Genomic DNA, 23,583 nt, shown 5'->3' with positions numbered 1-23,583 from the left:
ATGAGGACGTCGGGGGCGAGCCCCTCTCCGCTCACCCGGGAGGCGCGACTCTGGGGCAGACTCGGAGAATGCGCTCATCCTTTCCTCCCCAGGTCCGACCCTTCCACCTCCTCGCGGGCACCGTGCTGGCCCTGCTCGCGGCGTGCGCGGTCCAGCCCCGGACCCTCCCGCCCGCGAGCGAGCCCCGCGTCCTGCGCGTGGGAACAAGCAGCGACTACCCGCCCTTCAGCACCCTGCGCGATGGGCAAGCGTCCGGCTTCGACGCCGAGCTCATGCAAGCCTATGCGTCCGATCGCGGCTACCGCCTCGAATGGGTGCGCTTCCGCTGGCCGGAGCTGGTGGCGGACCTCGGCGCCCACCGCTTCGACGTGGCGACCAGTGGCATCACCGTCCGGCCTGATCGCTCGCTGACCGGGCGCTACACCGTTCCGGTGGCCCGCAACGGGGCCCTGCTGCTGCTGCGACGCCCGGCCTGGGCACCTCCGCCCGCGAGTCCCCCCGAAGAGCCGCTCGCGCTCCTGCGCGCGCTCGACCGGCCCGAGTTCCGCCTGGCGGTGAACCGGGGTGGACACCTGGAGCGCGTGGCCCGCGCCCACTTCCACCACGCGAGCATCCGCGCCATTCCCGACAACGCGGCGGTGCGCGAAGCGCTGGCCAAGGGGGAGGCCGACGCGGCGCTCACCAACACCTTCGAGGGGCCCCGCTGGGCCGAGGGCCTCTCCGGCATCGAGCGGGTGGGCCCGTTCACCCGGGACGTGGTGGCGCTCTACGTGGAGCCCTCGCGGGCCGATCTGGCCACGGATTTGGACACGTGGCTCCTGCAACAGGAGACGAGCGGCGTGCTCGAGCGGATCCGTGCGCGGCACCTGGGCCCCGGCGCCACCGGGCCCACCGCGACGCCGGTGGACGCGCTGCTCGCCGCGACGGCCGAGCGGCTGGCGCTGATGCCCCGGGTGGCCACGGCCAAGCGCCGCGCGGGCCAGCCCATCGAGGTGCTCGCGCAGGAGGCGCGGGTGCTGGAGACCGCCCGGAAGGAGGTCCACGAGGCCGCGGCGGCCCTGGGCCTCGCGCCGCCCAGGGACGAGGCCATCACCGCGTTCTTCCAGGCGCAGATGGACGCGGCCAAGCAGATTCAATTCCGCGCCCCGGACACCGCGGAGGCGCCCGTGCACTCCCTGGATGGAGAGCTGCGGCCAGCGCTCGCGCGGATCAGCGCGCGCATCAGCACCCTCGTGCCGCGCGTTCCCGGTGGCTTGGATCGCGAGGCCACGCGGCGCAAGGCCCGCGAGGAACTCGCGTCCACCGGGCTGGAGGGCGCGGAGATGGATCGCCTCGCCGATGCGCTGGTGGAACTCGGCACGGGCCGTTGAGCCCCGGCAGTGGTGGACAGGTGGCGTCCAGGAGCGGCGTCACTTCACACCGATCTGGATTTCGAACGCGTTGGCCGTGGAGTCCGCCGATGTCCATCCATGCCAGACCTCGCGGCTCTCTCCGCTGAATTCCCGCCCGGCCTGGGTGATCGCCTCGATGACGCCTCCGTAGCCCGCGCGGAGGTTCTCCTCGGAGGGCCTGCCCGTGTGCAGGGTGAAGAAGCAGGGGAACGGGTCGAGTGTACGGACCTGAAAAGTTCCTCTGTACCGTTCTGGGTTGCCGACGGGCACACAATAGTCGTGACGGAACCTCCTGCTCGTGTCGCCATCACGTCCGTAGGAGATGAAGAGCCAGGGTCCAGTCACCGAGAGCCCATAGCGCTCGATTTCCGTCATCATGATCGGCGTGAGCTTTTCGCCCCAAGCTCCTATCTCTTGCACATTCAGGAATTCGGTCGCGGAGATGACTGTCATTGACGGTACGACCTTGAAGCTCAAGGAGATCTCCTGTCGGGATGTTGGCCATCAAGCATCCTACACGCGACAGATCTTCACCCTGGCCGACAATTCGCGCGGGTGGCTACTTCGGGCCGGAGTCCGCGGTGCCACCGGAGACGCCAGCTCCCAGCTTCCGCTTGAGCGCCTCCCAGCCCTTGCCGCCCGCCTCGCGGGCCGCGCCGAGCGCGTCTCCCGCGCCGCTCGCCACCTGCTCCGGTGAGACCTCGCCCATGCCCTGGCGCACCCGGTCCAGCCAGGCCAGGGGTGAGTAGACCTCCTTCGCCCGCTCGGGGCCGAGCAGGGTGATGAGGATTCCCTCCGGCCCGCCCGCGCGGGCGATGAGCGCCTGCCCCAGGATGATGGCGGCGCGGGCCTGGAGGAAGATGGGCAGCCGGTCGCCGTGTCCGCGCAGTTCCCGCGCAGAGCCATGGATCTCCTGGCGCTCCTTCTCGCCGAGATACGGGCTGGCGGCCAGTTTGTCGAGGGAGGCCGCGGACTCCTCGTAGCGCTCGCGCCGGAAGTGGATGAAGGCCCAGCCCCACCACGTCAGCTCGTTCTCCACGCCCAGCTTCTCCAGGGAGTGCAGCGCGCGCTCGATGTCGTCCTCCGCGGCGCGCTCACGGTCGAGCGCCATGCGGTTCCACGCGCGCAGGAAGTAGCCGGTGGCCAGTACTGCCTCACGCGTCTGCTCCCGCCCCGCGCCCCGGTAGGAGGGGAAGTCGGCCGGGGGCAGGGCCTCCGCCTCGGACAAGAAGGCGTTCAGCTCCTCCTCGGCCGCGTAGTGGTACTTCGCCTCGCAGAACGCGAAGCCGCGGTTGGCGTGGATGGCGACGCGGAACAGCGGATCCCACGTCGGCTGGGGCGTGGCGCGAGACAGCTCGTAGAACACCAGCTCGGTGGCCGGGACCCGATTGCCCCGATCCGCGCTGTCGAGCAGGAGCCAGGCGGTGGCCAGCAAGGCGTGCTCCTGCCCGATGTCATACGCCGGGAGGGGAGGAGGCTTGTCCGGGCTCCAGCGGGTCCACAACAGGGGGAACTCGTCCTCGTCCCGCTTCTCGAGGATCCTCTTCGCCTTGTAGAAGGCGACACCCAGGTCCAGGTACTCCCCGGCGATCTGGCGAGCCTCCTCCTTCGTGACGGCCTTGTCGGGCAGCGCCCGCGTCGCCTCGAGGGCCTTCCACAGCGCGGCGATCTCCTCGGGGGCGTGGGGTTGCCCCTCGGCGCGGAGAGTCAGCTTGAGCGCCCGGTAGGGCACCAGCGTGTAGGAGTCGCGAAGCTTCTCTTCAATCTTCGCGCGCTCCTCGGCGGCCCGCTCGGCGTCCGACTTGCGGCAGCCCCCCAACAAGGTCAGGAGCACGAGGGACAGCGCGGCGACATGAGCGGCGGACGCGAGCGGGGCAACCATCGGGCGGGACGTTATCACGCGGCCCTCCGCCCCCAGGCCGCGCGAGGCGCTCGTGCATCAGAAGCCGCTGAGCACCACCTTGCCCAGGGCCCGGCCACTCTCGATGAGCTCGTGAGCCTGCTTGAGGTGGGCCGCGTTGATGGTGCCCAGGTTCGTCTTGATCGTGCTGCGCACCTGGCCCGCGTCCACGAGCTGGGCCACCTCGTTGAGCAGCTGGTGCTGGGCAATCATGTCCGGCGTCTGGAAGCGCGAGCGGGTGAACATGAACTCCCAGTGCAGCGAGATGCTCTTGCCCTTGAGCTTGTTGATGGGCAGCGGTTCGGCGGGATCGTCGATCAGCGAGAGCGCCCCCTGGGGCTTGAGCACCTCGACGATCTCATCGAAGTGCTGCTCGGTGTGGGTGAGCGCGAGCACGTAATCCACCCCCTCCGGGACGAGCTGCTTCACCTTCGCGGCCCAGGGCTCGCGGTGATCCACCACGTGGTGCGCGCCCAGCTCGCGCACCCAGGTCTGGGTCTCCGGACGGGACGCCGTGGCGATGACCGTCAGCCCCGTGAGCCGCCGCGCCAGTTGGATGGCGATGGAGCCCACGCCGCCCGCGCCCCCGAGCACCAGCACCGACTGTCCCTTCGAGCCCTCTCCGCGTGCGACCCGCAGACGATCGAACAGCATCTCCCAGGCGGTGATGGCGGTGAGGGGCAGGGCGGCCGCCTCGGCGAAGTTCAGCGAGCGGGGCTTGTGGCCGACGATCCGCTCGTCCACCAGGTGCTGCTCCGCGTTGGTGCCCGGGCGCTCCAGCGAGCCGGCGTAGTACACGGCGTCGCCCACCTTGAACAACTTCGCCTCGGGGCCCACGGCCACCACCGTGCCCGCCGCATCCCAGCCGAGCTGTTTGTTCTCGCCCTTCGGGTCCGCCCGCATGCGCACCTTCACGTCCACGGGGTTCACCGAGATGGCCTCCACCCGCACCAGCAGATCCCTCCCGGTCGGGGCCGCCGGGGCGGGAACGTCCACGTCGATCAGGCTCTCGGCGTGGGTGATGGGCAGCGACTGACGGTAGGCGACGGCTTTCATGGGCTTCTCCTCGGCGGCGCTCGGTGCGCCGCGTTCACGTGTCGCTAGATAAACCCCTCGAAGGATATGCGTGATTGATAGTTGATATGCGCCCCATAAACGCTGAATATGGAGCACATGGGGTACACGGACCTGGACATGGATCTGCTCCGCTCCTTCGTGACGGTGGTGGACGCGGGGGGGTTCACGGCGGCGGGGGCGAAGCTCGGACGGACCCAGGCGGCGATGAGCATCCGCATCAAGCGGCTCGAGGAGCTGCTGGAGCGGCGGGTGTTCGACCGCGGCAGCCGCCTGCCTTCGCTGACGGCCGACGGCGAGCTGCTCTTGAGCTACGCGCGGCAGATCCTCAAGCTGAATGACGAGACGGTGCAGCGCTTCGCCGAGCCGGACAGCGCGGGGGAGCTGCGCCTGGGCGTGGCGGAGTATTTCGTGCCGCAGCACCTGCCCGGCATCCTGTCGCGCTTCTCCCAGAGCCATCCCCGCGTGCACATCCAGGTGAAGGTGGGCCTCAACGAGGGCCTGTTCGAGGCGCAGCAGCGCGGGGAGCTCGACGTGGTGATCGCCCTGTGCGCCAACCCGGGGCAGGGCGGTGGCCGGCTGTTGCGCCGGGAGCGGCTGCTCTGGGTGTGCGCGCGCGAGTTCCGGGTCGACGCGGCGGCGCCGGTGCCCATCTGCACGCTGCCGCCGCCGTGCATCTTCCGCGCGCGAGGCTTCGAGGCGCTGGAGGCGCTCGGACGGGCCTGGCGGGTGCTCTACACGAGCGAGAGCATCATGGGCGTCACGGCGGCGGTGCGCGCGGGCCTGGGCGTCGCCGCGCTCCCGGAGTGCTGCATGACCGAGAACATGCGGGCCCTGTCCGTCGACGAGGGCTTCCCGGAGCTCGAGGGCATCGAGCTCAAACTCTACGGAGAGAACCGGGAGCGCGGCCACCTGATGACGCCCCTGTTGCGCTTCATCGACGAGAGCCTGCGTCCGGGGGCCCGCGTGTCGCTCGACCACTGACGCACGGGGTGCCCGGAGGCGTCAGGGCAGCTCGCGGGGATCCCACCCGGTGTACAGGTCTTCATTCAGCCCATCGAGCTGGCGCATGTCCTCGGGCGACAGGGAGAAATCATAGACGGTGGCGTTCTCCCGGATGCGCGCCGCGTGGGTGGACTTGGGGATGACGATCATGTCGTGCTGGAGGCACCAGCGGATGAGCACCTGCGCGGTGGATCTGCCGTGCCGGCGGGCCACCTCCACGAGCCGGGGATCCGTGAGCCGCAAGCCCTTGGTGAGGGGGCTGTAGGCCTCCACCGCGATGCCCTTGTCCGCGCAATGGCGCAAGAGCGAGGGCTGGTGGAGGAAGGGGTGCTGTTCCACCTGGTTGACGGCGGGCACCACCTGGGCGCGCGCGAGCAACTCGTCGAGGTGGTGCTCCATGAAGTTGCTCACCCCGATGGCGCGGCAGCGCCCGTCGCGCAGCAGGGTCTCCAGGGCCCGCCACGAGTCCAACCGCCGGCCCGGCACCGGCCAGTGGATGAGGTACAGGTCCACGTACTCCAGGCCCAGCTCCTTCAAGCTGCGCGCACAGGCCTGGAGCGCGGAGTCGTAGCCCTGATCCGAGTTCCACAGCTTGGTGGTGACGAAGATGTGCTCGCGGGGCAGACCGCTCTCGCGCACCGCGGCGCCCACGTCCCGCTCGTTGCCATAGACGCGCGCCGTGTCGATGTGCCGGTAGCCCGCGGCGAGCGCCGCCCGCACCGCCTGGCGCGTCTCCTCGCCCCGGGAAGCGAGGTAGACACCAAGCCCCAACCGGGGAATCTCGACGCCATTGTTCAACGTCACGGTGGACTGGAGGTTCAGTTCCATGAGCGGCTCCTTGGGTGGCACTCGGTGGATCGTGCGTAGCTTGACTCCCTGGTGTCCAACACCCGAAAAAAAAGTCTCCGAGCCACCGAGTGCCGACGATGGGCAGGCGAGGGGGCCTACTCGATGGTGAAGTTCACGGGGATGGTGACGGGGGCGTAGTTGCGGCCGGTCAGCGTCACCTCCGCGGCATAGGTGCCCGGGGGCAGCTCGTTGCCCTGGATGATGACGTGGAAGCGCGACACGGTGCCCGCCTTCATCCAGAGGGGATAGGCCTGGGGGCAGGTGGAGAACAGGCAGGAGATCCACTCGCCAATGGCGAGGAAGGGCGTGACGATGGCGATGGGCACGGCGAGCACGGGGCCGACGATCCCCGCGTCCTCCACCGCGTCCCAGAGCTCTCCCACCAGCGTCTCCGGCTTGTCGATCGCGACGCGCACCGCCTGCTTGCCGCTGCCGGTGACCTGGAGATCGGCGAGCACGGCGTCCCCCCGCAACGTCTTCTCCTGGTAGACGACCGTGAGCAGCTCCCGCCCGTGCTGGGGGACCTTGATGGGCTTCTTGTCGAAGGCCACCTGCACCTCGGCCGGAACGAGCAGGCCCGACTCCGTCATGGCCTGGGTGAGCTGGAAGGAGCCCTCGCTGCGGGCGCTCCCGGGTTGCAAGAGCACGCGGCCCTGCATGCCCACGAGCCCGCCGGGCAGCGGCGGTGGGGAGGAGAGCTCCGACGACGCGAGCGCGCCAGCTCGAGGCACGCCACCGAGCGCGAACCGGGAGGATTCGATCACGCTCGCCTGGTTCTCGATGAACGAAGTGGTGTACCAGTACATGTGTTTCGCGGAGTCCACCTTCACGCTTCCGGAGATCGCCGTGGAGCCGCTCGCGGTGACCAGCACGCCCCGGGTGAAACCAGACAGGCTCAGGCCGCTGGGTTGGATGGCCACGGGATCGGAGAAGAACAGGGCCTTCTGGGCCAGGCTCCAGTCCTCCGGGAACGTGACCTGGGGATCGCTCACGCTGGAGGCCATCCGGGTCTTCAGCTCGACGGCGGGCGCCGCGCTTCCATCCTCCCGATGCGTGCGCGCCGTCGCCTTGGAGAGCGCCACGGCGCCCAGCGTGCCCGCGGTGACGGAGATCCGCTCTCCCTCCAGCAGCAACAGTCCCGTCTGCGCGCCGACCTGGGCCTCGGAGAAGAAGACGTAGTACTTGTCATCCGGGAAGCTGGCACCCGGCACCAGCGCGCAGGGGGCGTCGACGCGCGCGGTGCCTTCCGTGGTGAGGATCAGCGGGCTGCCGGACAAATCGAAGGTGGCCGCGTGTCCCACCGGACGGCCCGCATGCTCGGAGGTCCAACGCGTCTGGAGCTGCTCGGGCGTAAGCCCCTCCTCGAGATTCTCATCGGAGCCCCCACAGCCGGACTGGCCCACGAGGACGGCTACGGCCGACATCACCCCAAACGTTTTCATGAAGCGTCGCACGGCGTTCCCCCACGGTTGGATGCTGCAGGTGCCCCCATTCTTGGCGGCAGCCCCACTGTTTGGATCTCCACGATGCATCTGTCCATGGCCCCTGGGTGTACCGGCGTTGACCCGATGCGTCAGCGATTCCTGGAAAATCATTTATTAGGAAGTTTACTCGAAATCATGTTAAACGGCTTTTCCCTCGCGGGCGCCACGCCGACGTGATGCGCCGGGGTGAGGGGAAATCCCGACATGAACATGATCTCCAATTCGAAGCGTCTGAGTGGGTTCAAGCATCTGCTGGCATGCGGTCTGGGCGGCGCTTTGCTGGTCACCGCTGGGTGTGGAGCCGGTGCCGAGCAGCCCATCGAGGAGACGGCCACGAAGCAGGAGGAAAAACCCCTGGCCGGCTGGGTGCAGATCTGGAGCGACGAGTTCGACGGCACCAGCGTGAACACCTCCAACTGGTCGTACGTCACCAACGTCCACGTCAACAACGAGCAGCAGCAATACACCACCTCGTCCCAGAACGTGTCGGTGAGCAACGGCACGCTCAAGATCACCGCCCGCCTCCAGTCCAACAACGGCTATCCCTTCACCTCGGGCCGTCTGGAGAGCGCCGGCAAGCGTCAGTTCGGCCATACCCGCATCGAGTCGCGCATCAAGCTGCCCGTGGGCGCGGGCCTCTGGCCGGCGTTCTGGCTGCTCGGCCATGACATCAATACGGTGGGCTGGCCCGCGTGCGGGGAGCTCGACATCATGGAGAACGTCGGCTACAGCAACTGGACCTCGGGTGCCCTGCACGGCCCGGGCTACTCGGGCAATACGCCCATCAACAGCCGCTTCTATCCCAACTCCTCCGTCGCCAACTTCCACGTGTACCGCACCGAGTACTCGCCCTCGGACATCAAGTGGTACATCGATGGCGTGCTGGTGAAGACCACGCTCAAGTCCGAGGTCACCCGGTACGGCAACTGGGTGTATGACAAGCCTTTCTACATCATCCTCAACCTGGCCGTCGGTGGCAGCTATCCGCAGGGCGTGAACGGCGCCACCTACCCGTACCCTGGCGTGCCGCAGTCCACGGTGGACCTCATCCGCAACACGCCCCAGACGATGGAAGTCGACTGGGTGCGCGTCTACCAGTGGCAGTAGTTCCCTGAGGGGAGTCCCCGGGCCCGGGTCCGCTCCTGGGACCCGCCCGGCGCGGCTCTCGCTTCGCCCACCGGGGGAGGGCTCATGACGCGCTCCGTCATCTCCTCCGGGCCCGCGGGATGGAAGCCGGAATGCCGGCCCGCTCGGTCTGCCGCCGAGGAGAAAAGGGGGGGTCTCGCAACCCGCCGCGAGTTTTGCCGATAATCGGGAAAACCCGCCTTATTTCCTGAACGGTAGGAGTCTCTCCCATGTCCCGCCCCGTTGACTCTGGCGCCGCCGAGGCCGCCGCCCGTCGTGCCGCCGCCGAGGCCGCCGCCCGCCGTGCCGCCGAGGAAGCCGCCCGCCGTGCCGCCGAGAAGGCCGCGGCCGAGGCCGCCGCGAAGGCCGCCGCCCGTCAGCAGGCGGAGTCCCAGCAGCCCCAGACACAGAAGATCCAGGCGCAGAAGCCCCAGACGCAGCTCTTCGAGCGCAACCAGTTCGCCGCGGGCGACAACCGGGCGCAGAACCGGCTGAGCGGCGAGCCCCCGGTGTCGGCCACCGGCACCCCCACGGCCACGGGCTCCACCACGGTTCGCCAGCTGGCGACGACGTCCGCTGCCCCCACCGCGCGCAATGCCGCCCGGACCGGGGAGACCCCGCCGGAGCGCGCCGACGCGCTGCCCGAGAATCCGAAGGATCTGCCCAAGCTCTTCCCGGAGCTCCAGGGCAAGGGCAAGGAGGAGATCAAGAAGGCGTACGACTCGCTCAACAAGCTGGCCACCGGCTCCTTCTCGGAGAAGGCCACGGCGCTCGGGGAGCTGGCCTCGCAGTTTCCCCAGACGGTGCCCAACGCGCTGGAGCGGCTGGGCGTGAAGGACTCGAAGCTGGCGAAGCTGGCCACCAACTCCGAGGCCCTGGGCGCACTGGGCACCCTGAGCAACCCGGACAAGTCCGCGGTGGACAAGGCCAAGGCCAGTCTCACGCTGGCGAAGGCCGCTGGTGACATCCTCAAGCCGGCCGATCTCAAGGGCGTGCTGGACACCACGCTCAAGGGCCTGCCCTCGGCGGAGAAGCTCATTGGTGCCGTGTCGAAGTGGGCGGACCCCAACGCGTCCGGCGTGGACAAGGCCAAGGCCACGCTCGAGCTGGGCAAGGCGCTCAAGGACTTCGCGGGCGAGCAGTTCCCGGATCTCGCCAATGACTTGCGCAAGCTGGACGGCCCGCTGCGCGCGGCCGGCGCCGCCATCACCCTCTTCGATCCCAAGGCCTCCGTGCAGGACAAGGCCCTGGCCGCCGCGCAGCTCGCCGCCGAGCTGCCCGACTTGAAGAAGAACGTCACCGGGTTCGCCCAGCTGCTGCGCAACGCGGGCGTCTCCCAGGCCGACGAGGTGGCCCAGCAGGGCGCGCGTCTGGCCGAGGTCGCCGTGAAGGGGTTGGATCCGGCGCTGGCCTCGAAGCTGTCGCCCGCGCAGCTGGACAAGCTGAAGGCCGCCGCCACGAAGCTGGGAGGCCCGGACTCGCTCGAGTCCGTCCTCGGGGGCGTCACGGATCCCAAGGCGCTCGACAATCTGGTGGGACAGCTCGACTCGCTGGACGCCGCCGCGGGCAAGCGGCTGGTGGGGGCGCTGGGCGGCCTGGAGCACTCGGTGCTCAACGAGACGCTCGCTGATCCGAAGGTGGCCGGGCAGCTCTCCCAGCTCGCCACCAAGCTGGATGACGACGCGGGCAAGGTGCTGGCCAACGCCGTGAAGGACATGGACGGGGAGGCGCTCAAGTCGCTGCTGCGCTTCACCGACGGGGTGGGGGCCGACGCCCTCAACACGACCATCAAGGGCCTGGGCCCGCTGGTGGACAAGGCGGGCAGCAAGCTCGTGGGCCAGGGCCTGAAGGTGCTGGACAAGGCGCTGGGCAAGATGGGCGTGGAGATCACCGCCGAGGTGGCCGGCAAGGTCTTCAAGAACCTGGCGAAGGCCATCCCGGTGGCGGGCGCGGTGCCCAACGCCATCGACGCGGTGAAGTACGAGAAGGAAGCGCTGGAGCTGCGCGGCAAGAACAATGACCTGGGCTACTTCGCGCACACGGCCGCCTCGTTGAATGTCGTGGACGCGGGCGTGGGCATCGCGCTGGACGTCGCCGGCGTGTTCACCGGAGGCGCGGGCGTGGCCGTGGACGTGGGCACGAGCGTGGCGTTCGGCGCGGCCGAGCTGGCGATGGACATCGGCTTCGATCAGGAGAAGGCGAAGTACGAGGCGGATCCGGAGAACTACGAGGCGCCGGGGTGGATGAAGGCCGTCAACCTGGCCGGAGCCGCGGCGCAGGGCCCGGCGGGCATGGCGCAGCTGGCCGCCTACTACGGCCCCGAGGGCGCCGCCGAGCTGGCGCAGTGGGGCGTGGAGACGGGCGCCAAGGGCGCCGTGAAGCTGGCCGAGTTCGCGGGTGTGTCGGCGGCGGAGGCCACGGGTGACGGCCTGAAGCTGACCGCGGGCTTCATCCACAAGATGGCGGACGTGGTGCGCAATCCCTCGCGCTACGGCGAGGCGGTGGCGCGGCAGGCCACCGAGGCCTTCAACGCCGCGATCGCCAAGGGAGGCGAGATCGCGAAGGAGGCCCAGAAGGTCCTCGACAACGTCATCACCGAGGCCAAGGAGCTGGGCACCAAGGGCCTGGAGACACTCAAGTACCTCGCCGAGAACCCGGGTGAGGTCGCGAAGAAGGCGCTCGACGGCATCCAGAGCCTCGTCAACTCGGGCATCGACTTGACGACGAAGTTCGGCAAGGACCTCTACAAGAAGGCCGTGGACACGCTCGAGGGCCTGAAGGCCGGCTGGGAGAAGCTCGAGGGCGCCGCGAAGCAGAAGGCCCAGGAGCTCATCAACGGCGCGAGGGATCTCGTCACCTCCACGGTGAACAAGGCGAAGGAGCTGGGCGAGAAGGGCCTGGAGCTGCTGGCGTGGACGGCGTCCCACCCGGGCGAGGCCGCGGAGAACGCGAAGCGGTTCCTCTCCGACACGCTGGCCAAGGGCGGCGAGCTGGCGAAGAAGGCGTGGGACTCGGTGAGCGCGCTGGGCGAGCAGGGCTTGGCGGTGGCCGAGGACGTCGTGCGCGGCCTGGCCCAGGCGGGCGAGGCGGCGGTGGACACGCTGCGCTACGTGGCGGAGCACCCGGGCGAGGCCGCCGCGAAGGTGCGCGACTGGGCGGGCCAGACGCTGTCGGACCTGGCGCGCAAGGGAGGCGAGGCGGCCAAGGCCGCGGCCACCGCCGTGAAGGACTTCGTCGATCGGCGCGCGGACTGGGCGAAGAAGTTCGCCAGGGATCTGCTCAAGGATGGCGTGGAGTCCTTCAAGGAGGTCGCCAAGGCCTGGAAGGACAACCTGACCGAGGGAGGCAAGGAAGTGATGGGGGCCCTGGCCGACCTGGGCGACGCGGGAGTGGACGCGCTGAAGGATCTGGCTGGCGCGGGTGGGCAGCTCGCAGAGGCGGCGGTGGGCCACCTCGACAACCTGGCGCGCGCGGGCGTGGGCGTGGCGAAGGACGCGCTGGAGGGCTTGGCGGACCTGGGCGGCGACGTGGGCAAGCTCGCCGGCGACGCCTTCGACTCCGTGACGGACTTCCTCGAGGACAAGATCCGCGACGCCGTTCCGTTCATCTGACTTCTAGTGAAAGCGGTCCCTGCCCCGGAACCGTCTGCGAGCGCGCGCCCACTGGCACCGCTACCACCCTGGGAGTCCTCCACAGGCCCGAGCTGCGGCTGCCGTGTGCCGCTGCCCCCGCGTACTCGTCCCTCGCTGTCGGGGCGTGCTGGCATACTCCCCAACGGGCCCGACTTGCTCCTGCCCCCTCGCTTGATGGAAGGACGTGACGATGCGCTTGCGAACCTGGAGCGTGCTCCTGGTGCTGCTCTCCGCCTGCGCGAGCGCGCCCGCCCCACGGCCGATGCCAAGGCCCCACGCCTTCGCGTCGACTCCCACTTCGGGCCCGCGCATCCGGCTCGTTTCCGCGCCGATGGAGCCGGCACCGGAACGGTCGTGGATTGGAAAGGTGGACCTGGACAAGGCCAGGGCACTGCTGTCTCGAGCGCGCGAAGACATCGAGCCGCGTCAGTGGGAACAGTTGGACCGCAAGCTCACCGCGGCGGAACGGGCCTTCGAGCGCTTCTCCCGCGCCGCGAGGACGAGCGGGCAAGCCGCGGAGGTGGCGAGGGGGGCCGAGAGCCTCGCGCGGGCTGGACGCGCCGGGACGTTGGCTGAAGCGCTCCCCCGAGTGGGCCCGTTACTCGCGGTCCTCGTCCTGCTCTATCCCTCCAGCACCGCCGGGCCGGAGATCGACCGTCGCCCGCCCTGGGTCGACGCTCAGCGGGAGTTCGAGGCACGGCTGCGGGATGTCTCGGAGTCCTCGCGGCAACTCATGGTGGAACTCGAGGCCCAGCCTCGTGCGGCGAAAGCACCGGCTCGGGAGCCCTCGCCGCAGAAGCAGCTCGCGTCCGCCATCGTGGAGGAAGACGACCCGAGATGCAAGCCCCTCCCGATGCCGCATCGAGGCGGAAACAACGATCATAATAAGTGCGCCGACAGAATTCCGTACAACAGCTTCTCCGGTTGGGACGTGCTCGTTAATGGCAAGCAATTTGATGCGCTACAACTGGCCACGCGCACGTTGTGGGAGGTAAAGACCGATGATTTCGATATACACTCGCCCCGCTCGCAAGCGTTCTTCGCCAAAGTGAAGTTGCCGGAAATACGACACGAAGCCAGACTCGCCAAGGAGTGTGGCTATAACTTCGCTGTTGGCGTCAAAAGCACCGCACACAAAGACGCTCTTGAGAAATTGGATAGAACCCTCACCATTGTCGTCATGGAGTGGTGTTGATATGGAGTTTGCTCTAAAGGACATTACCGTCAGCGTGTACGCGCCCGCGCTCGTAGGCGATGATGGGCGCCCGCTTGCTATAGTTCATGGAGTGGAGCGTGCGTTTCCTGGATTGCGCTTGCGGTGGACAACCTCGGAGAAGGACGACCTCATCGCAGCACCCCACCGCGATGCGTGGGTCGCGTCCGACAGGACAGACGGAGGGTTTCCGTTCCTTTGCAACGATGACGACGCCCACCCTGTGACGATTTTTGGGCTCGAAAACCCGAACGGTCTTTCCGCGGAAGGCCCGCCGCATTTTGAAGTGCATGCGTCGCTGCCAGCGCATGCAGCCGGCCTTGCGGCGGCAGCGGATGTGCTGGCGGCCGTAGGGGAAGGCGCACGTGCGTACTGGGGGCACGCCACGCCCTCCAACGCGACCGTGGAGATTTCGCGGCAGACGACCGATCCGGTGCGTAAGCCAGGAGTTCCGCCACGAGGGCTGCCAGCGCTCTGGTTCCCAGACTACATCCCCGCGCCCGAGATTCCGCATAACCTCGGGTGGTTGAACTATTGGTCGGAAGCTGCCGCACGAGCCATCGGCTTTCCAGACCCCGCCCGCGACGCGGACCTGCTCTCGCGCTCACGGCGCACTGCGACGGGCGGGTGGGTTGTGCAGCTCACCGATACGCCGCTCGACCTGGACAACCCCGCCCACCTGGACGCGCTCAAGCGGGCCTACGAGCGCTTCCCGGAGATTGGCGGGCGCTCCACCCCTTGAGGCTCGGCACGGCTCGCAGTGGCCGTGCTCAAGGCTGCATGCGAGAGCGCGTGGTTCCGACATCTGTTCCCAGAGACAGATGTAGAGCGACAGCAAAATTGACCCCCTGGCGACACTAAAACTGACCCCCTCCCGGGGCCTCCAGACCAAGGAGGTCAGCTCGATGGGAGAGACGGCGGAAGTTGTGGCACCCCGCGCGGCGGAGGTGCCGATGGTGGAGCAGGAAGTGGTGCGGCGCATCCGCGTGCTGGCGGAGGCGGGCTGGGGCCACAAGCGGATAGCGGGTGAGGTGGGGGTGGCGCGCAACACGGTGCGGCGCTACCTGCGCGCTGGCAGCGCAGCCGACAAGCAGGTGAGGCCCAAGGCGAGGCGGCTCACCGAGGAAGAGCAGCAGCGCGCGGTGGAGTTGTGGAATGGAGCGGCGGAGGGCAACGCCGTCGTCGTCAAGAGGCTGCTGGCCCAAGAGGGAGTGGAGGCCAGCGTGCGCACCGTGCAGCGAGCGGTGGAGGAGAGGCGGCGGCAGGTGCATGCGGTGCAGGTGGCCACGGTGCGCTTCGAGACGAAGCCAGGGCAACAGATGCAAGTGGACTTCGGCGAGAAGAAGGTGCGGCTGGGCGGGCAGGTGGTGAAGGTGTTCCTGCTGGTGGCCGTGCTGAGCTTCTCGCGGCGGCTGTTCGTGCGAGCCTTCCTCAATCAGCGCGGAGAGGACTGGAGAGAGGGCGTGGCCGCAGCCTTCGTGCACTTCGGAGGAGTGCCATTGGAGGTGCTCGGAGACAATGCCCGGCCCCTGGTGGACGAGCACGACAGGAAGGCGGGCACCGTGCGCTTCCACCCGGCCTGGGTGGAGTTCTGCAAGGACTGGGACGTGACGCCCAAGGCGTGCGGGCCGTACCGCGCACGCACCAAGGGCAAGACGGAGTCAGGCGTCAAGTACGTCAAGCGCAACGCGCTGGCCGGCAGGGACTTCGAGTCCTTCGCCGCGCTGGAGAAGCATCTGGTGGAGTGGATGGCCGAGGCGGATGCACGCGTGCACGGCACTACGCACGAGCGGCCCCTGGACAGGTTCGCGCGAGAGGAGAAGGCCGCGCTGCGCCCGTTGCCCTCGCGTGCGCTGCCGCGCCGACAGCAACGGCTCAAGCGCAAGGTGGCCAACGACGCACTCGTGGACGTGGACACGGTGCGCTACAGCGTGCCGCACCGGCTGGTGCGCGAGAGCGTCGATGTGCAGGTGGCAGAGGCCCAGGTGCGCATCTTCCACGCGGGCAAGCTGGTGGCAACGCACGCGCTGCTCATCCAGGGCGACAGCTACCGGTTGAGGGATTGTCTCCCTCAGCATGGGCCGCGCGAGTGTCCGTGCCGCAGCAGTGTGGGCTCAAGTAGGCCGCGCGACTCTTGCCTGAAAACGGGCCGAGTTGAATACCTATTTTATGTTCATTGGACGTGGAACTACCGCGAACTCTCCACGGCGGGCCTTCGTCCTAAACTCACGTTCGGCCTTTTTAACGCGGGTTTGCATCCGCGCAAGAAGCTCCTTGGTGGGCCTGAACATGGTTGGCCGTCCGCCTGAGTGCACCCCTAGGTGATCAAGAATGAGAAAATATCCGCGTGTTCTGAAAAAGAGCGGGTTGAAGTGCTTACGGACAGCGTCGGAAAACTCGTTGAGTCGATAGGTGAAGCGGCAGAGGAGCCAGAACCCCTTTTTGGCCCACAAGTCTTCTTTCGAAGCGTCTTCATCGTAATTTGGATTCCAGCCACTGCTCTTCCACGAAGTGTCTGGCCCAAGGTAGCCATCAGGCCTTAACTGGCAGTGCAGCCCAAAGTGAGTCACATAGTCATCAAAGCCATTGATGACTTCCTTGATGGCGTTGCGGAGTTCCACCTTCCGCCTTGGCCACACAGCACTCAGCAGCTTTGCATTGAGTGTACCTCGAGCATCATAGATGCTGTGATGGATCAGTTCCCTCACTGCTCCATCGACAAACCAGTTCCAGCTACCAAGCTGCAGAGATGTTGATATTGTATCGATGAGATCCGAATAGACCAATGTATCGGGGTCAGGCTTGGATGAGGCAAGGGATTCTTCCACCCAGAGTTCATGGTCGGATTTTATTTTATGCAGAGTTTCCACCGAGTATTTTTTCACATCGGTGTCGATGATGTTGTGATGGTGATTGCAGAGAAGGATCAGGTTTGAATAGGAGTTTCTTTCTTGAAGGGTGAGATTGCTGTGTCCTCGCGGCCCCTTGGTGCTTTCGCCCACTATGTGACACATCGACCCAAGCGTCGCTGAGCCTCCAGCTGACTTGTCGAGCGTCAAGCGCGCTCGACATTCGCTCATGGAGCATCTGCCTACGCTACGAGACCAGAGGATCTTCTGGTCTCGCTCTGTAATGGTGGGAGTTGATGAGCTCTTGGATTTACGGGGGGCAGTTCGATGAATCCCGGATCTGGTTTGTGCCATGATGCAGAGTGTACTGGAGGCGACGTGCCGGGGCATCACTGTCTTTGGGTCGGAGCACAGCGATATTTCAGTCGAATCGGAGCAGGGGCACACCGTGTACGCCACCGCTATTGGGCGACGCCTGCTCTCGTACGCGAATGAGGGCACTGAACCCCTTCCGGGGGCACTGCACACGCCGCCTGCTCCGGCAGCCTCGATCAGGAACGCCGGTCCGTCATGGTCGGCGCTCGACCAGGACCTTCGCGCGCGGTTCCGGGACCCCCAACATGAGCAGGCTCGTCATCGTCGCCGCGGCGGCGCCGAGCTCACGGCTGGGCAGGTCGTTGTCTGCGATCGCGAACACGGCGGACCAGGCCACCTGGCTGAGCACGTCGGCGGGCAGGTGCCGCCCGAACACCCCACCGACCTGGCCGCGCTCGCTCGGGTTCAGCTGCGCTGCTGGTGGCCTGTGACACGCCCCGGCTCAGCAGCCCCGCCTTCTTCTTCTGCCGCAGCCGGTAGCTGTCGCCCTGAATGAGCAGCGTGTGGCTGTGGTGCAGCAGCCGGTCGAGGATGGCCGCGGCCAGCACGTCATCGCCGAAGACGCCGCCCCACTGGCCCACCATCTGGTTGGTGGTCAGCAGCATGCTGCCCTTCTCGTAGCGACGCGCCACCAGTTGGAAGAAGAGGTGAGCACTGCGCTTCTCGAAGGGCAGGTAGCCCAGCTCGTCCACCACCAGCAGCTTCGGCTTGGCGAAGTAGTTGAGCTTGTCCTTGAGGACGCCCTCGCTCTCGGCCTTGGCCAGTGCCGCCAGCAGCGCCGTGGCGCTGGTGAAGAGCACGGAGTGCCCGGTCTCCACCGCCGCACGGCCCAGCCCAATCGCCAGGTGCGTCTTGCCCACCCCCGGCGGGCCGAAGAGCAGCACGTTTTCCGCCTGGGCGATGAAGCGCCCCGTGGCCAGTTCCCGCACCAGCTTCTGGTCCACCGAGGACTGCGCCTTGAAGTCGAAGTCCTCCAGCGTCTTCACCGCGGGGAAGTGCGCGATGGTGATTCCCATGCTCACGCGCTTGCGCTGCTTGGCCCCCATCTCCTCGCGCAGCAGCGCGTCCAGGAAGTCCAGGTACGTGGGCTCGCCGCGCGCGGCCTCCGCCAGCAGCGCGTCCAACCGCTCGGCCAGGTGCCCCAGACGCAGCCGCTCCAGGTGCTCGAGCACGCGCGCGTGGACCAGTTCGTGGCTCATGCCGCACCTCGCTTCGCGTCCTGCTCCACCACGGCGGCGTAGTCCTCCAGCGAGCGCCCGTGCACGGCCAGCTTGGAGCCGTCCTCGACGGGCTCCACCGCGCGTGCTCGCCACAGCCCTTCCCAGTGCGCCGGGTCGACGACGCGCCCGTGCGGCTCCTTGCCGCGTGCGTGGGTGGCCACCAGCTTGCCCGCGTGGAAGATGCGCACCTGGGCCTCTGCCACCTGCACATCGACGCTCTCGCGCACCAGCCGGTGCGGCACGCTGTAGCGCACCGTGTCCACGTCCACGAGTGCGTCGTTGGCCACCTTGCGCTTGAGCCGTTGCTGTCGGCGCGGCAGCGCACGCGAGGGCAACGGGCGCAGCGCGGCCTTCTCCTCTCGCGCGAACCTGTCCAGGGGCCGCTCGTGCGTAGTGCCGTGCACGCGTGCATCCGCCTCGGCCATCCACTCCACCAGATGCTTCTCCAGCGCGGCGAAGGACTCGAAGTCCCTGCCGGCCAGCGCGTTGCGCTTGACGTACTTGACGCCTGACTCCGTCTTGCCCTTGGTGCGTGCGCGGTACGGCCCGCACGCCTTGGGCGTCACGTCCCAGTCCTTGCAGAACTCCACCCAGGCCGGGTGGAAGCGCACGGTGCCCGCCTTCCTGTCGTGCTCGTCCACCAGGGGCCGGGCATTGTCTCCGAGCACCTCCAATGGCACTCCTCCGAAGTGCACGAAGGCTGCGGCCACGCCCTCTCTCCAGTCCTCTCCGCGCTGATTGAGGAAGGCTCGCACGAACAGCCGCCGCGAGAAGCTCAGCACGGCCACCAGCAGGAACACCTTCACCACCTGCCCGCCCAGCCGCACCTTCTTCTCGCCGAAGTCCACTTGCATCTGTTGCCCTGGCTTCGTCTCGAAGCGCACCGTGGCCACCTGCACCGCATGCACCTGCCGCCGCCTCTCCTCCACCGCTCGCTGCACGGTGCGCACGCTGGCCTCCACTCCCTCTTGGGCCAGCAGCCTCTTGACGACGACGGCGTTGCCCTCCGCCGCTCCATTCCACAACTCCACCGCGCGCTGCTGCTCTTCCTCGGTGAGCCGCCTCGCCTTGGGCCTCACCTGCTTGTCGGCTGCGCTGCCAGCGCGCAGGTAGCGCCGCACCGTGTTGCGCGCCACCCCCACCTCACCCGCTATCCGCTTGTGGCCCCAGCCCGCCTCCGCCAGCACGCGGATGCGCCGCACCACTTCCTGCTCCACCATCGGCACCTCCGCCGCGCGGGTGCCACAACTTCCGCCGTCTCTCCCATCGAGCTGACCTCCTTGGTCTGGAGGCCCGGGAGGGGGTCAGTTTTAGTGTCGCCAGGGGGTCAATTTTGCTGTCGCTCTACACCCATACCGGTGACCTTCGCCTGCATGGGCAGATCGATGGTGAAGGTGGCCCCGAGCCCCGGCCCGTCGCTCTCGCGCGAGAGTGTGCCCGCCATCTCGATCGCCGCCAGGGGGCTGATGTGCAGCCCGAAGCCGTGCCTCTTTTTCTTCGTGGTGAATCACCGATACGGCTTCTGGACGCGCCCCTCAAGAGCGCCGTCCCCTGCCGTTCACAGTTCCGCGTGGCCGCCGTCGACGCGCAGTTCCATGCCCGTGCAGAAACTGCTCTCGTCGGAGGCGAGGAAGAGCGCGCCGGATGCGACCTCGTCGGGCCGCCCCATCCGCTTCATCGGGACCTCGTTCGCCGCGTACTCGCGGAACGCCGCGGCAGCCTCCGGCGTCGGCGAGTTGGTGTCGACGATGGGGGTGTCGACCGGGCCCGGGCTGAGGGTGTTGACGCGGATGCCGCGGGACAACAACTCGTTCGCGAAGGTCTTCACCAGGGAGCGCACGGCGGCCTTGGACGCGTTGTAGACGCTCATCCCCGAGTCGCTTCGGTTGTTGAGCGACGACGACACCATGATGACCGAACCCTGGGCGGTCATCAGGGGCAGCCCCTTCTGCACGGTGAAGAACGCGGCCCGGACGTTGAGATTGAAGATCTTGTCGAACAGGTCGGCATCCACCTCCCCGAGCTTCCCCGACTCCGCGCGGCCGGCATTCGCGACCACGACATCCAGCTTGCGGCCATCGGCGACGATCCGCGCATAGACCGCGTCGAGCTCCTCCATCTTCGTGATGTCGGCCCGGATCGCCGTGACGCTCGACCCGATTTCGGCGACGGTCTCCGCCAGGTCCACCTCGCGGCGGCCGACGATATAGACATGGGCCCCCTCCGCGACGAACCGTTTGGCGATGGCGCGACCGATCCCGCTGTTTCCGCCCGTGACGACCGCGACCTTGTCTTGCAGCTTTCCCATCTCATCCAACCTCTTGCTGACGGAGCGCACGGCGCGCACCGCATGGTTGGCAATATCGGTCAGCCCGAATGTCCCAGGAAGACAGCCAACGGCGATGGCACCCATTCCCGGGGGGAATAGGGCCGCCCCTCAGCGGATACGAAGCAGGGGCTCCGCCGCGCAGATGGCCGCGAGAAAGTCGATGAAGAGCGCGGTTCGCCGGGAGAGCGCACGGTCGCCGGACCAGACCGCGTGGATCGGAACCTGGAGGCACTCATGCGCGCTCAGCAGCTGGCGCACCGCTCCCGAGGCAAGCTCTTCCTTGAAGAGCCAGCTGGCCGCGTAACCGATGCCCAGTCCGGCCTTCACGGCGGCTCGGGTCAGTTCGGTGTTGTCGGACTGGATCGACCCCTTCGGATCGATCAGGACGCGCTCGGCCCCATGGTCGAACCGCCACGGCCGCGCCCTGCCGTCACGCATCGACGCGATGCAGTCATGGCGCTTGAGATCGGCGGGGCGGGTCGGCTCGCCATGCGCCCGCAGGTAACCCGGCGACGCGACGACGATCGCCGTGGTGGTGCCCACCTGGCGTGCACGCAGATCGCTGCTCTCGAGGTCTCCCACCCGGACGGCGACATCGACGCGCTCCTCGATCAGGTTGACGAGGCGTTGCGAGACGGCGAAGTCGATCGACAGCCCTGGGTAGCGCGCGAGGAAGGACCCCAGCGCGGGCAGCAGGTAGTCAGCGGCGAAGCCCGGGGGAGAGCTCACGCGCACCAGTCCGGCGGGAGCGTGCTCGCGCTCGCGCACCCCATCGTCGAGCGCCTCGAACTCGCCGATCAGCCGCAGTGCCTGGTCGTAATAGTGCTGTCCGGCATCGGTCAGGGTGAGACCGCGAGACGTGCGTCGCAGGAGCTGCGCGCCTAGCCGCTTTTCCAGGAGCGCGATCTGCTTGCTCGCGGTGGACTGCGCCATCCGCATCTGCCGGGCCGCCTTGGAGAAGCTTCCCGTCTCGACCACCCGAAGCAGGAGCTTCATCACGTCCAACTTGTCCATGATTCGAATCTAGTCCATGGCCACCCGCGTCACTCCGAGGGGAGCCTTCCCCTCCGCTCGGGCCGCGGGGTGAGCAGCGCTCGCAGCCGCCGCTCCAGGATGGGAAGCATCTGCTGGATCTTCGGCGACGCGAAGCGATGGCGGAGATAGACGAGGTGGACGGGCGCGCGCGCCGTGGACCATTCGGGAAGGACCCGGAGCAGCGCGCCCTCCTCGAGTTCGTCCTGTATCAAGTTCTCCGGAAGAAGCGCGATGCCCTCGCCGGCCTTTGCCAAAGCGATGAGCAGCGCGAACGACGTCGAGGTGTTCGTGAGCTCCGGCTTCACGCGGGCTGTCTTGCCCTCGGCGGTCTGGAGCACCCACAGCGGCTCCGCGCCATTCCTCGGACTCGGCAGGAAGCCGATGCGCGGGTGCCGGGAGAGCTCTCTCGGAGCGTCGAGCGCGGGAGCACCGCGCAGGTAGGCCGGACTCGCCACCAGCACCTGGCATCCCGCGCCGACTCGCTTCGCGATGAGGCTCGAGTCGTCGAGGTGGCCGCCGCGAATCGCGATGTCGAACCCCTCCGCGATCAAGTCGACAGCGCGATTGCTGAAATGGGTCTCGACCCGGACGCCCGGAAATCTCGCGCGGTATTCGGCGATCGACTCCGCAATCTCCCGGGTCGCGAAATCATTCGGTCCCGTCATTCTCAAGACGCCGGTCGGGCTCTTCTGCGCCTGGGAGGCCTCCTCGCCCGCGCGGAGAAGTGCATTCACCGCGGCTTCGGCCTTCGTGAAGAACTCGCGCCCCACGTCGGTCAACTTGAGGGTGCGCGTCGTCCGCGTGAGCAGGCTGCTGCCGAAGGAGGCCTCGAGCGCGGCGACTCGGTCGCTCACGGTGGAGACGGGAATGCCGAGCGCGCGCGCGGCGCCCGTGAAGCTGCCACTGTTCACGACGTGCACGAAGACAAGCGCCGCATTGAGGTCCATGCCCATTGTCCGCCCGGCCGGAGAATCTGTCCGGATTCACCGGCCTTATCAAGACCGGCGTCCCGAGGGCATCTTCGCGGTGAGCCTGTTCGAAGGAGCACGACATGCGCCCGCCCATCTCGCCCGAGTCCGTGAAACAACTCTTCACCCACGCCAGATCGTACCACCACTGGACGAACCAACCCGTCACCCAGGACACGCTGGAGGCCATCTACGAGCTGATGAAATGGGGACCGACCTCGGTCAACTCGATGCCTGCCCGGCTGCTGTTCGTGCGGAGCGAGGCGGAGAAGGAAAAACTCGTTCCGTGCGTCATGGGCTCCAACATCGAGCAGATCCGGACCGCCCCGGTGACCGTGATCGTCGCCTTCGACGAGCGCTTCTTCGATCACTCGAAGAGGCTCTTCCCCGCCTACGACGCCACGGCGCTCTTCGCCAATGACGCTCGCTTGAGCGAGGCGACGGCCTTCCGGAACAGCTCGCTGCAAGGGGCGTACATGATGTTCGCGGCCCGCGCGCTGGGGCTCGACGTGTGCCCCATGTCGGGCTTCGACAACACCTTGGTGGACCAGCGCTTCTTCCAGGGGACGACCTGGAAGTCGAACTTCATCTGCACGCTGGGGTATGGCGATGAGTCGAAGCTCCACCCGCGCGGACCGCGGCTGAGCTTCGAGGAGTCCTGCCGGATCATCTGACTCGACTTTCGCCATTTTGGACCTCGGCTCAGGCCGCAATAGTTCACGGACAGGAGATCCAACTGGAGGAAGTGGGTGCTCTTGCCCGGGGGCTGCACGACCCCAGGGCCCGTCGAGATGAGGGCCTTCGCCAGGCTGGGTGTCCTCTGGGGTTGCCACGAGCCATACGCCTTCGACTCCACCCACGTCACCTTGTTGGTGGTGCTCACCTTGAATTGCCAGTTCTGGGGTGAGACCTGCGCGAGCACGGGTCCAGCGGCAAGGCAGCTGGCGATGAGCAGCAACATGGGTCCCCGCGTCGCGGCCCGCGTCCAATCGTTCTTCATGGGTCCTCTTCTTGTCGGAGGTCAGCGCCCCTGGGTGCCCCGGACGGGGTGCAGGTGGACGCCGACCCTGTTCTCGGGGAGGGTGGTAACACACCTTCGGAGCCACCCCAGCGGGCGTGGTGCTGAACCTGGCG

At 67.6% G+C, this 23,583-nt stretch carries 18 protein-coding genes and 1 pseudogene; 8 read left to right on the top strand and 11 right to left on the bottom strand.

Translation table 11 applies throughout. The annotated features are described in order from the left end of the window. Positions 1-68: 68 nt before the first annotated feature. Positions 69-1,370 carry a transporter substrate-binding domain-containing protein gene (locus F0U63_RS24635; RefSeq protein ID WP_395832959.1) on the top strand — a complete coding sequence of 434 codons (1,302 nt, stop codon included), beginning with the start codon at positions 69-71 and terminating at the stop codon, positions 1,368-1,370. Positions 1,371-1,409: 39 nt separating this feature from the next. Here F0U63_RS24635 and F0U63_RS24630 read toward each other — a convergent pair whose 3' ends face one another. From F0U63_RS24630 to F0U63_RS24620, 3 genes are all read right to left on the bottom strand, one after another. Further along, positions 1,410-1,868, bottom strand: coding sequence for a hypothetical protein (locus tag F0U63_RS24630; protein ID WP_395832957.1), 459 nt, complete (start codon positions 1,866-1,868; stop codon positions 1,410-1,412). Between the two features lie 82 nt (positions 1,869-1,950). Beyond that, complete coding sequence (locus F0U63_RS24625) at positions 1,951-3,291, bottom strand: hypothetical protein (RefSeq protein WP_395832955.1); 1,341 nt, start codon at positions 3,289-3,291, stop codon at positions 1,951-1,953. Between the two features lie 39 nt (positions 3,292-3,330). Further along, the gene (locus F0U63_RS24620; RefSeq protein WP_395832953.1) at positions 3,331-4,347 is read right to left on the bottom strand and encodes a zinc-binding alcohol dehydrogenase family protein; all 1,017 of its coding nucleotides are present in this window, start codon (positions 4,345-4,347) and stop codon (positions 3,331-3,333) included. A gap of 117 nt (positions 4,348-4,464) precedes the next feature. Between F0U63_RS24620 and F0U63_RS24615 the strand changes: the two genes are divergently transcribed. Next, positions 4,465-5,349: a LysR substrate-binding domain-containing protein gene (locus F0U63_RS24615; RefSeq protein WP_395832951.1), complete on the top strand. Its 885-nt coding sequence runs from the start codon at positions 4,465-4,467 to the stop codon at positions 5,347-5,349. A 21-nt stretch (positions 5,350-5,370) separates the two neighbouring features. Here the strand turns inward: F0U63_RS24615 and F0U63_RS24610 are convergent, their stop codons facing one another. Both F0U63_RS24610 and F0U63_RS24605 read right to left on the bottom strand, forming a co-directional pair. Continuing rightward, a complete protein-coding gene (locus F0U63_RS24610) occupies positions 5,371-6,198 on the bottom strand; it encodes an aldo/keto reductase (protein ID WP_395832949.1) in 828 nt (275 codons plus the stop codon). 116 nt (positions 6,199-6,314) lie between these two features. After that, positions 6,315-7,643, bottom strand: coding sequence for a hypothetical protein (locus tag F0U63_RS24605; RefSeq protein WP_395832947.1), 1,329 nt, complete (start codon positions 7,641-7,643; stop codon positions 6,315-6,317). 264 nt (positions 7,644-7,907) lie between these two features. On the opposite strand from F0U63_RS24605, the gene F0U63_RS24600 reads away from it, so the two are divergent. From F0U63_RS24600 to istA (F0U63_RS24580), 5 genes and pseudogenes are all read left to right on the top strand, one after another. Further along, a complete protein-coding gene (locus tag F0U63_RS24600) occupies positions 7,908-8,810 on the top strand; it encodes a family 16 glycosylhydrolase (RefSeq protein WP_395832945.1) in 903 nt (300 codons plus the stop codon). Positions 8,811-9,058: 248 nt separating this feature from the next. Further along, positions 9,059-12,439 carry a Dauer Up-regulated gene (locus F0U63_RS24595; RefSeq protein WP_395832943.1) on the top strand — a complete coding sequence of 1,127 codons (3,381 nt, stop codon included), beginning with the start codon at positions 9,059-9,061 and terminating at the stop codon, positions 12,437-12,439. Positions 12,440-12,827: 388 nt separating this feature from the next. Beyond that, positions 12,828-13,655 carry a DUF6310 domain-containing protein gene (locus tag F0U63_RS24590; RefSeq protein ID WP_395832941.1) on the top strand — a complete coding sequence of 276 codons (828 nt, stop codon included), beginning with the start codon at positions 12,828-12,830 and terminating at the stop codon, positions 13,653-13,655. A gap of 1 nt (position 13,656) precedes the next feature. Continuing rightward, the gene (locus F0U63_RS24585) at positions 13,657-14,415 is read left to right on the top strand and encodes a DUF5953 family protein (protein ID WP_395832939.1); all 759 of its coding nucleotides are present in this window, start codon (positions 13,657-13,659) and stop codon (positions 14,413-14,415) included. 211 nt (positions 14,416-14,626) lie between these two features. Beyond that, positions 14,627-15,700, top strand: a pseudogene (gene istA, locus F0U63_RS24580) (IS21 family transposase); the annotation flags it as partial. A 135-nt stretch (positions 15,701-15,835) separates the two neighbouring features. Here istA (F0U63_RS24580) and F0U63_RS24575 read toward each other — a convergent pair. From F0U63_RS24575 to F0U63_RS24550, 6 genes are all read right to left on the bottom strand, one after another. Further along, a complete protein-coding gene (locus F0U63_RS24575; RefSeq protein ID WP_395832937.1) occupies positions 15,836-16,732 on the bottom strand; it encodes a hypothetical protein in 897 nt (298 codons plus the stop codon). A gap of 449 nt (positions 16,733-17,181) precedes the next feature. After that, entirely contained in the window at positions 17,182-18,096 is a 915-nt protein-coding gene (gene istB / locus F0U63_RS24570; RefSeq protein WP_395832935.1) for an IS21-like element helper ATPase IstB, read from the bottom strand. Then, entirely contained in the window at positions 18,093-19,337 is a 1,245-nt protein-coding gene (gene istA, locus F0U63_RS24565) for an IS21 family transposase (protein WP_395832933.1), read from the bottom strand. The genes istB and istA (F0U63_RS24565) overlap by 4 nt, the downstream gene beginning before the upstream one ends. Positions 19,338-19,675: 338 nt before the next feature. Then, the gene (locus tag F0U63_RS24560; RefSeq protein WP_395832931.1) at positions 19,676-20,425 is read right to left on the bottom strand and encodes an SDR family NAD(P)-dependent oxidoreductase; all 750 of its coding nucleotides are present in this window, start codon (positions 20,423-20,425) and stop codon (positions 19,676-19,678) included. Positions 20,426-20,554: 129 nt separating this feature from the next. Further along, positions 20,555-21,460 (bottom strand): LysR family transcriptional regulator, encoded by a 906-nt coding sequence (locus F0U63_RS24555; protein WP_395832929.1) that lies wholly within the window; start codon positions 21,458-21,460, stop codon positions 20,555-20,557. 29 nt (positions 21,461-21,489) lie between these two features. Continuing rightward, entirely contained in the window at positions 21,490-22,428 is a 939-nt protein-coding gene (locus tag F0U63_RS24550) for a LysR substrate-binding domain-containing protein (RefSeq protein ID WP_395832927.1), read from the bottom strand. A gap of 104 nt (positions 22,429-22,532) precedes the next feature. On the opposite strand from F0U63_RS24550, the gene F0U63_RS24545 reads away from it, so the two are divergent. Further along, positions 22,533-23,123 carry a malonic semialdehyde reductase gene (locus tag F0U63_RS24545; RefSeq protein WP_095987580.1) on the top strand — a complete coding sequence of 197 codons (591 nt, stop codon included), beginning with the start codon at positions 22,533-22,535 and terminating at the stop codon, positions 23,121-23,123. The last annotated feature ends 460 nt before the right edge of the window (positions 23,124-23,583 follow it).

Source organism: Cystobacter fuscus, assembly GCF_044360685.1.
Classification (GTDB): domain Bacteria; phylum Myxococcota; class Myxococcia; order Myxococcales; family Myxococcaceae; genus Cystobacter; species Cystobacter fuscus_C.
The sequence above is the reverse complement of the archived record's forward strand: the minus strand, read 5'-3'. Positions and strand labels throughout refer to the sequence as shown.

What these genes read in the sequence shown, in the direction of transcription:
- F0U63_RS24635 (WP_395832959.1), top strand. Translation starts at nt 69, where the DNA reads ATGCGCTCATCCTTTCCTCCCCAGGTCCGACCCTTCCACCTCCTCGCG.
- F0U63_RS24620 (WP_395832953.1), bottom strand. Translation starts at nt 4,347, where the DNA reads ATGAAAGCCGTCGCCTACCGTCAGTCGCTGCCCATCACCCACGCCGAG.
- F0U63_RS24615 (WP_395832951.1), top strand. Translation starts at nt 4,465, where the DNA reads ATGGGGTACACGGACCTGGACATGGATCTGCTCCGCTCCTTCGTGACG.
- F0U63_RS24610 (WP_395832949.1), bottom strand. Translation starts at nt 6,198, where the DNA reads ATGGAACTGAACCTCCAGTCCACCGTGACGTTGAACAATGGCGTCGAG.
- F0U63_RS24605 (WP_395832947.1), bottom strand. Translation starts at nt 7,643, where the DNA reads ATGTCGGCCGTAGCCGTCCTCGTGGGCCAGTCCGGCTGTGGGGGCTCC.
- F0U63_RS24600 (WP_395832945.1), top strand. Translation starts at nt 7,908, where the DNA reads ATGAACATGATCTCCAATTCGAAGCGTCTGAGTGGGTTCAAGCATCTG.
- F0U63_RS24595 (WP_395832943.1), top strand. Translation starts at nt 9,059, where the DNA reads ATGTCCCGCCCCGTTGACTCTGGCGCCGCCGAGGCCGCCGCCCGTCGT.
- F0U63_RS24585 (WP_395832939.1), top strand. Translation starts at nt 13,657, where the DNA reads ATGGAGTTTGCTCTAAAGGACATTACCGTCAGCGTGTACGCGCCCGCG.
- istB (WP_395832935.1), bottom strand. Translation starts at nt 18,096, where the DNA reads ATGAGCCACGAACTGGTCCACGCGCGCGTGCTCGAGCACCTGGAGCGG.
- istA (WP_395832933.1), bottom strand. Translation starts at nt 19,337, where the DNA reads ATGGTGGAGCAGGAAGTGGTGCGGCGCATCCGCGTGCTGGCGGAGGCG.
- F0U63_RS24560 (WP_395832931.1), bottom strand. Translation starts at nt 20,425, where the DNA reads ATGGGAAAGCTGCAAGACAAGGTCGCGGTCGTCACGGGCGGAAACAGC.
- F0U63_RS24555 (WP_395832929.1), bottom strand. Translation starts at nt 21,460, where the DNA reads ATGGACAAGTTGGACGTGATGAAGCTCCTGCTTCGGGTGGTCGAGACG.
- F0U63_RS24550 (WP_395832927.1), bottom strand. Translation starts at nt 22,428, where the DNA reads ATGGACCTCAATGCGGCGCTTGTCTTCGTGCACGTCGTGAACAGTGGC.
- F0U63_RS24545 (WP_095987580.1), top strand. Translation starts at nt 22,533, where the DNA reads ATGCGCCCGCCCATCTCGCCCGAGTCCGTGAAACAACTCTTCACCCAC.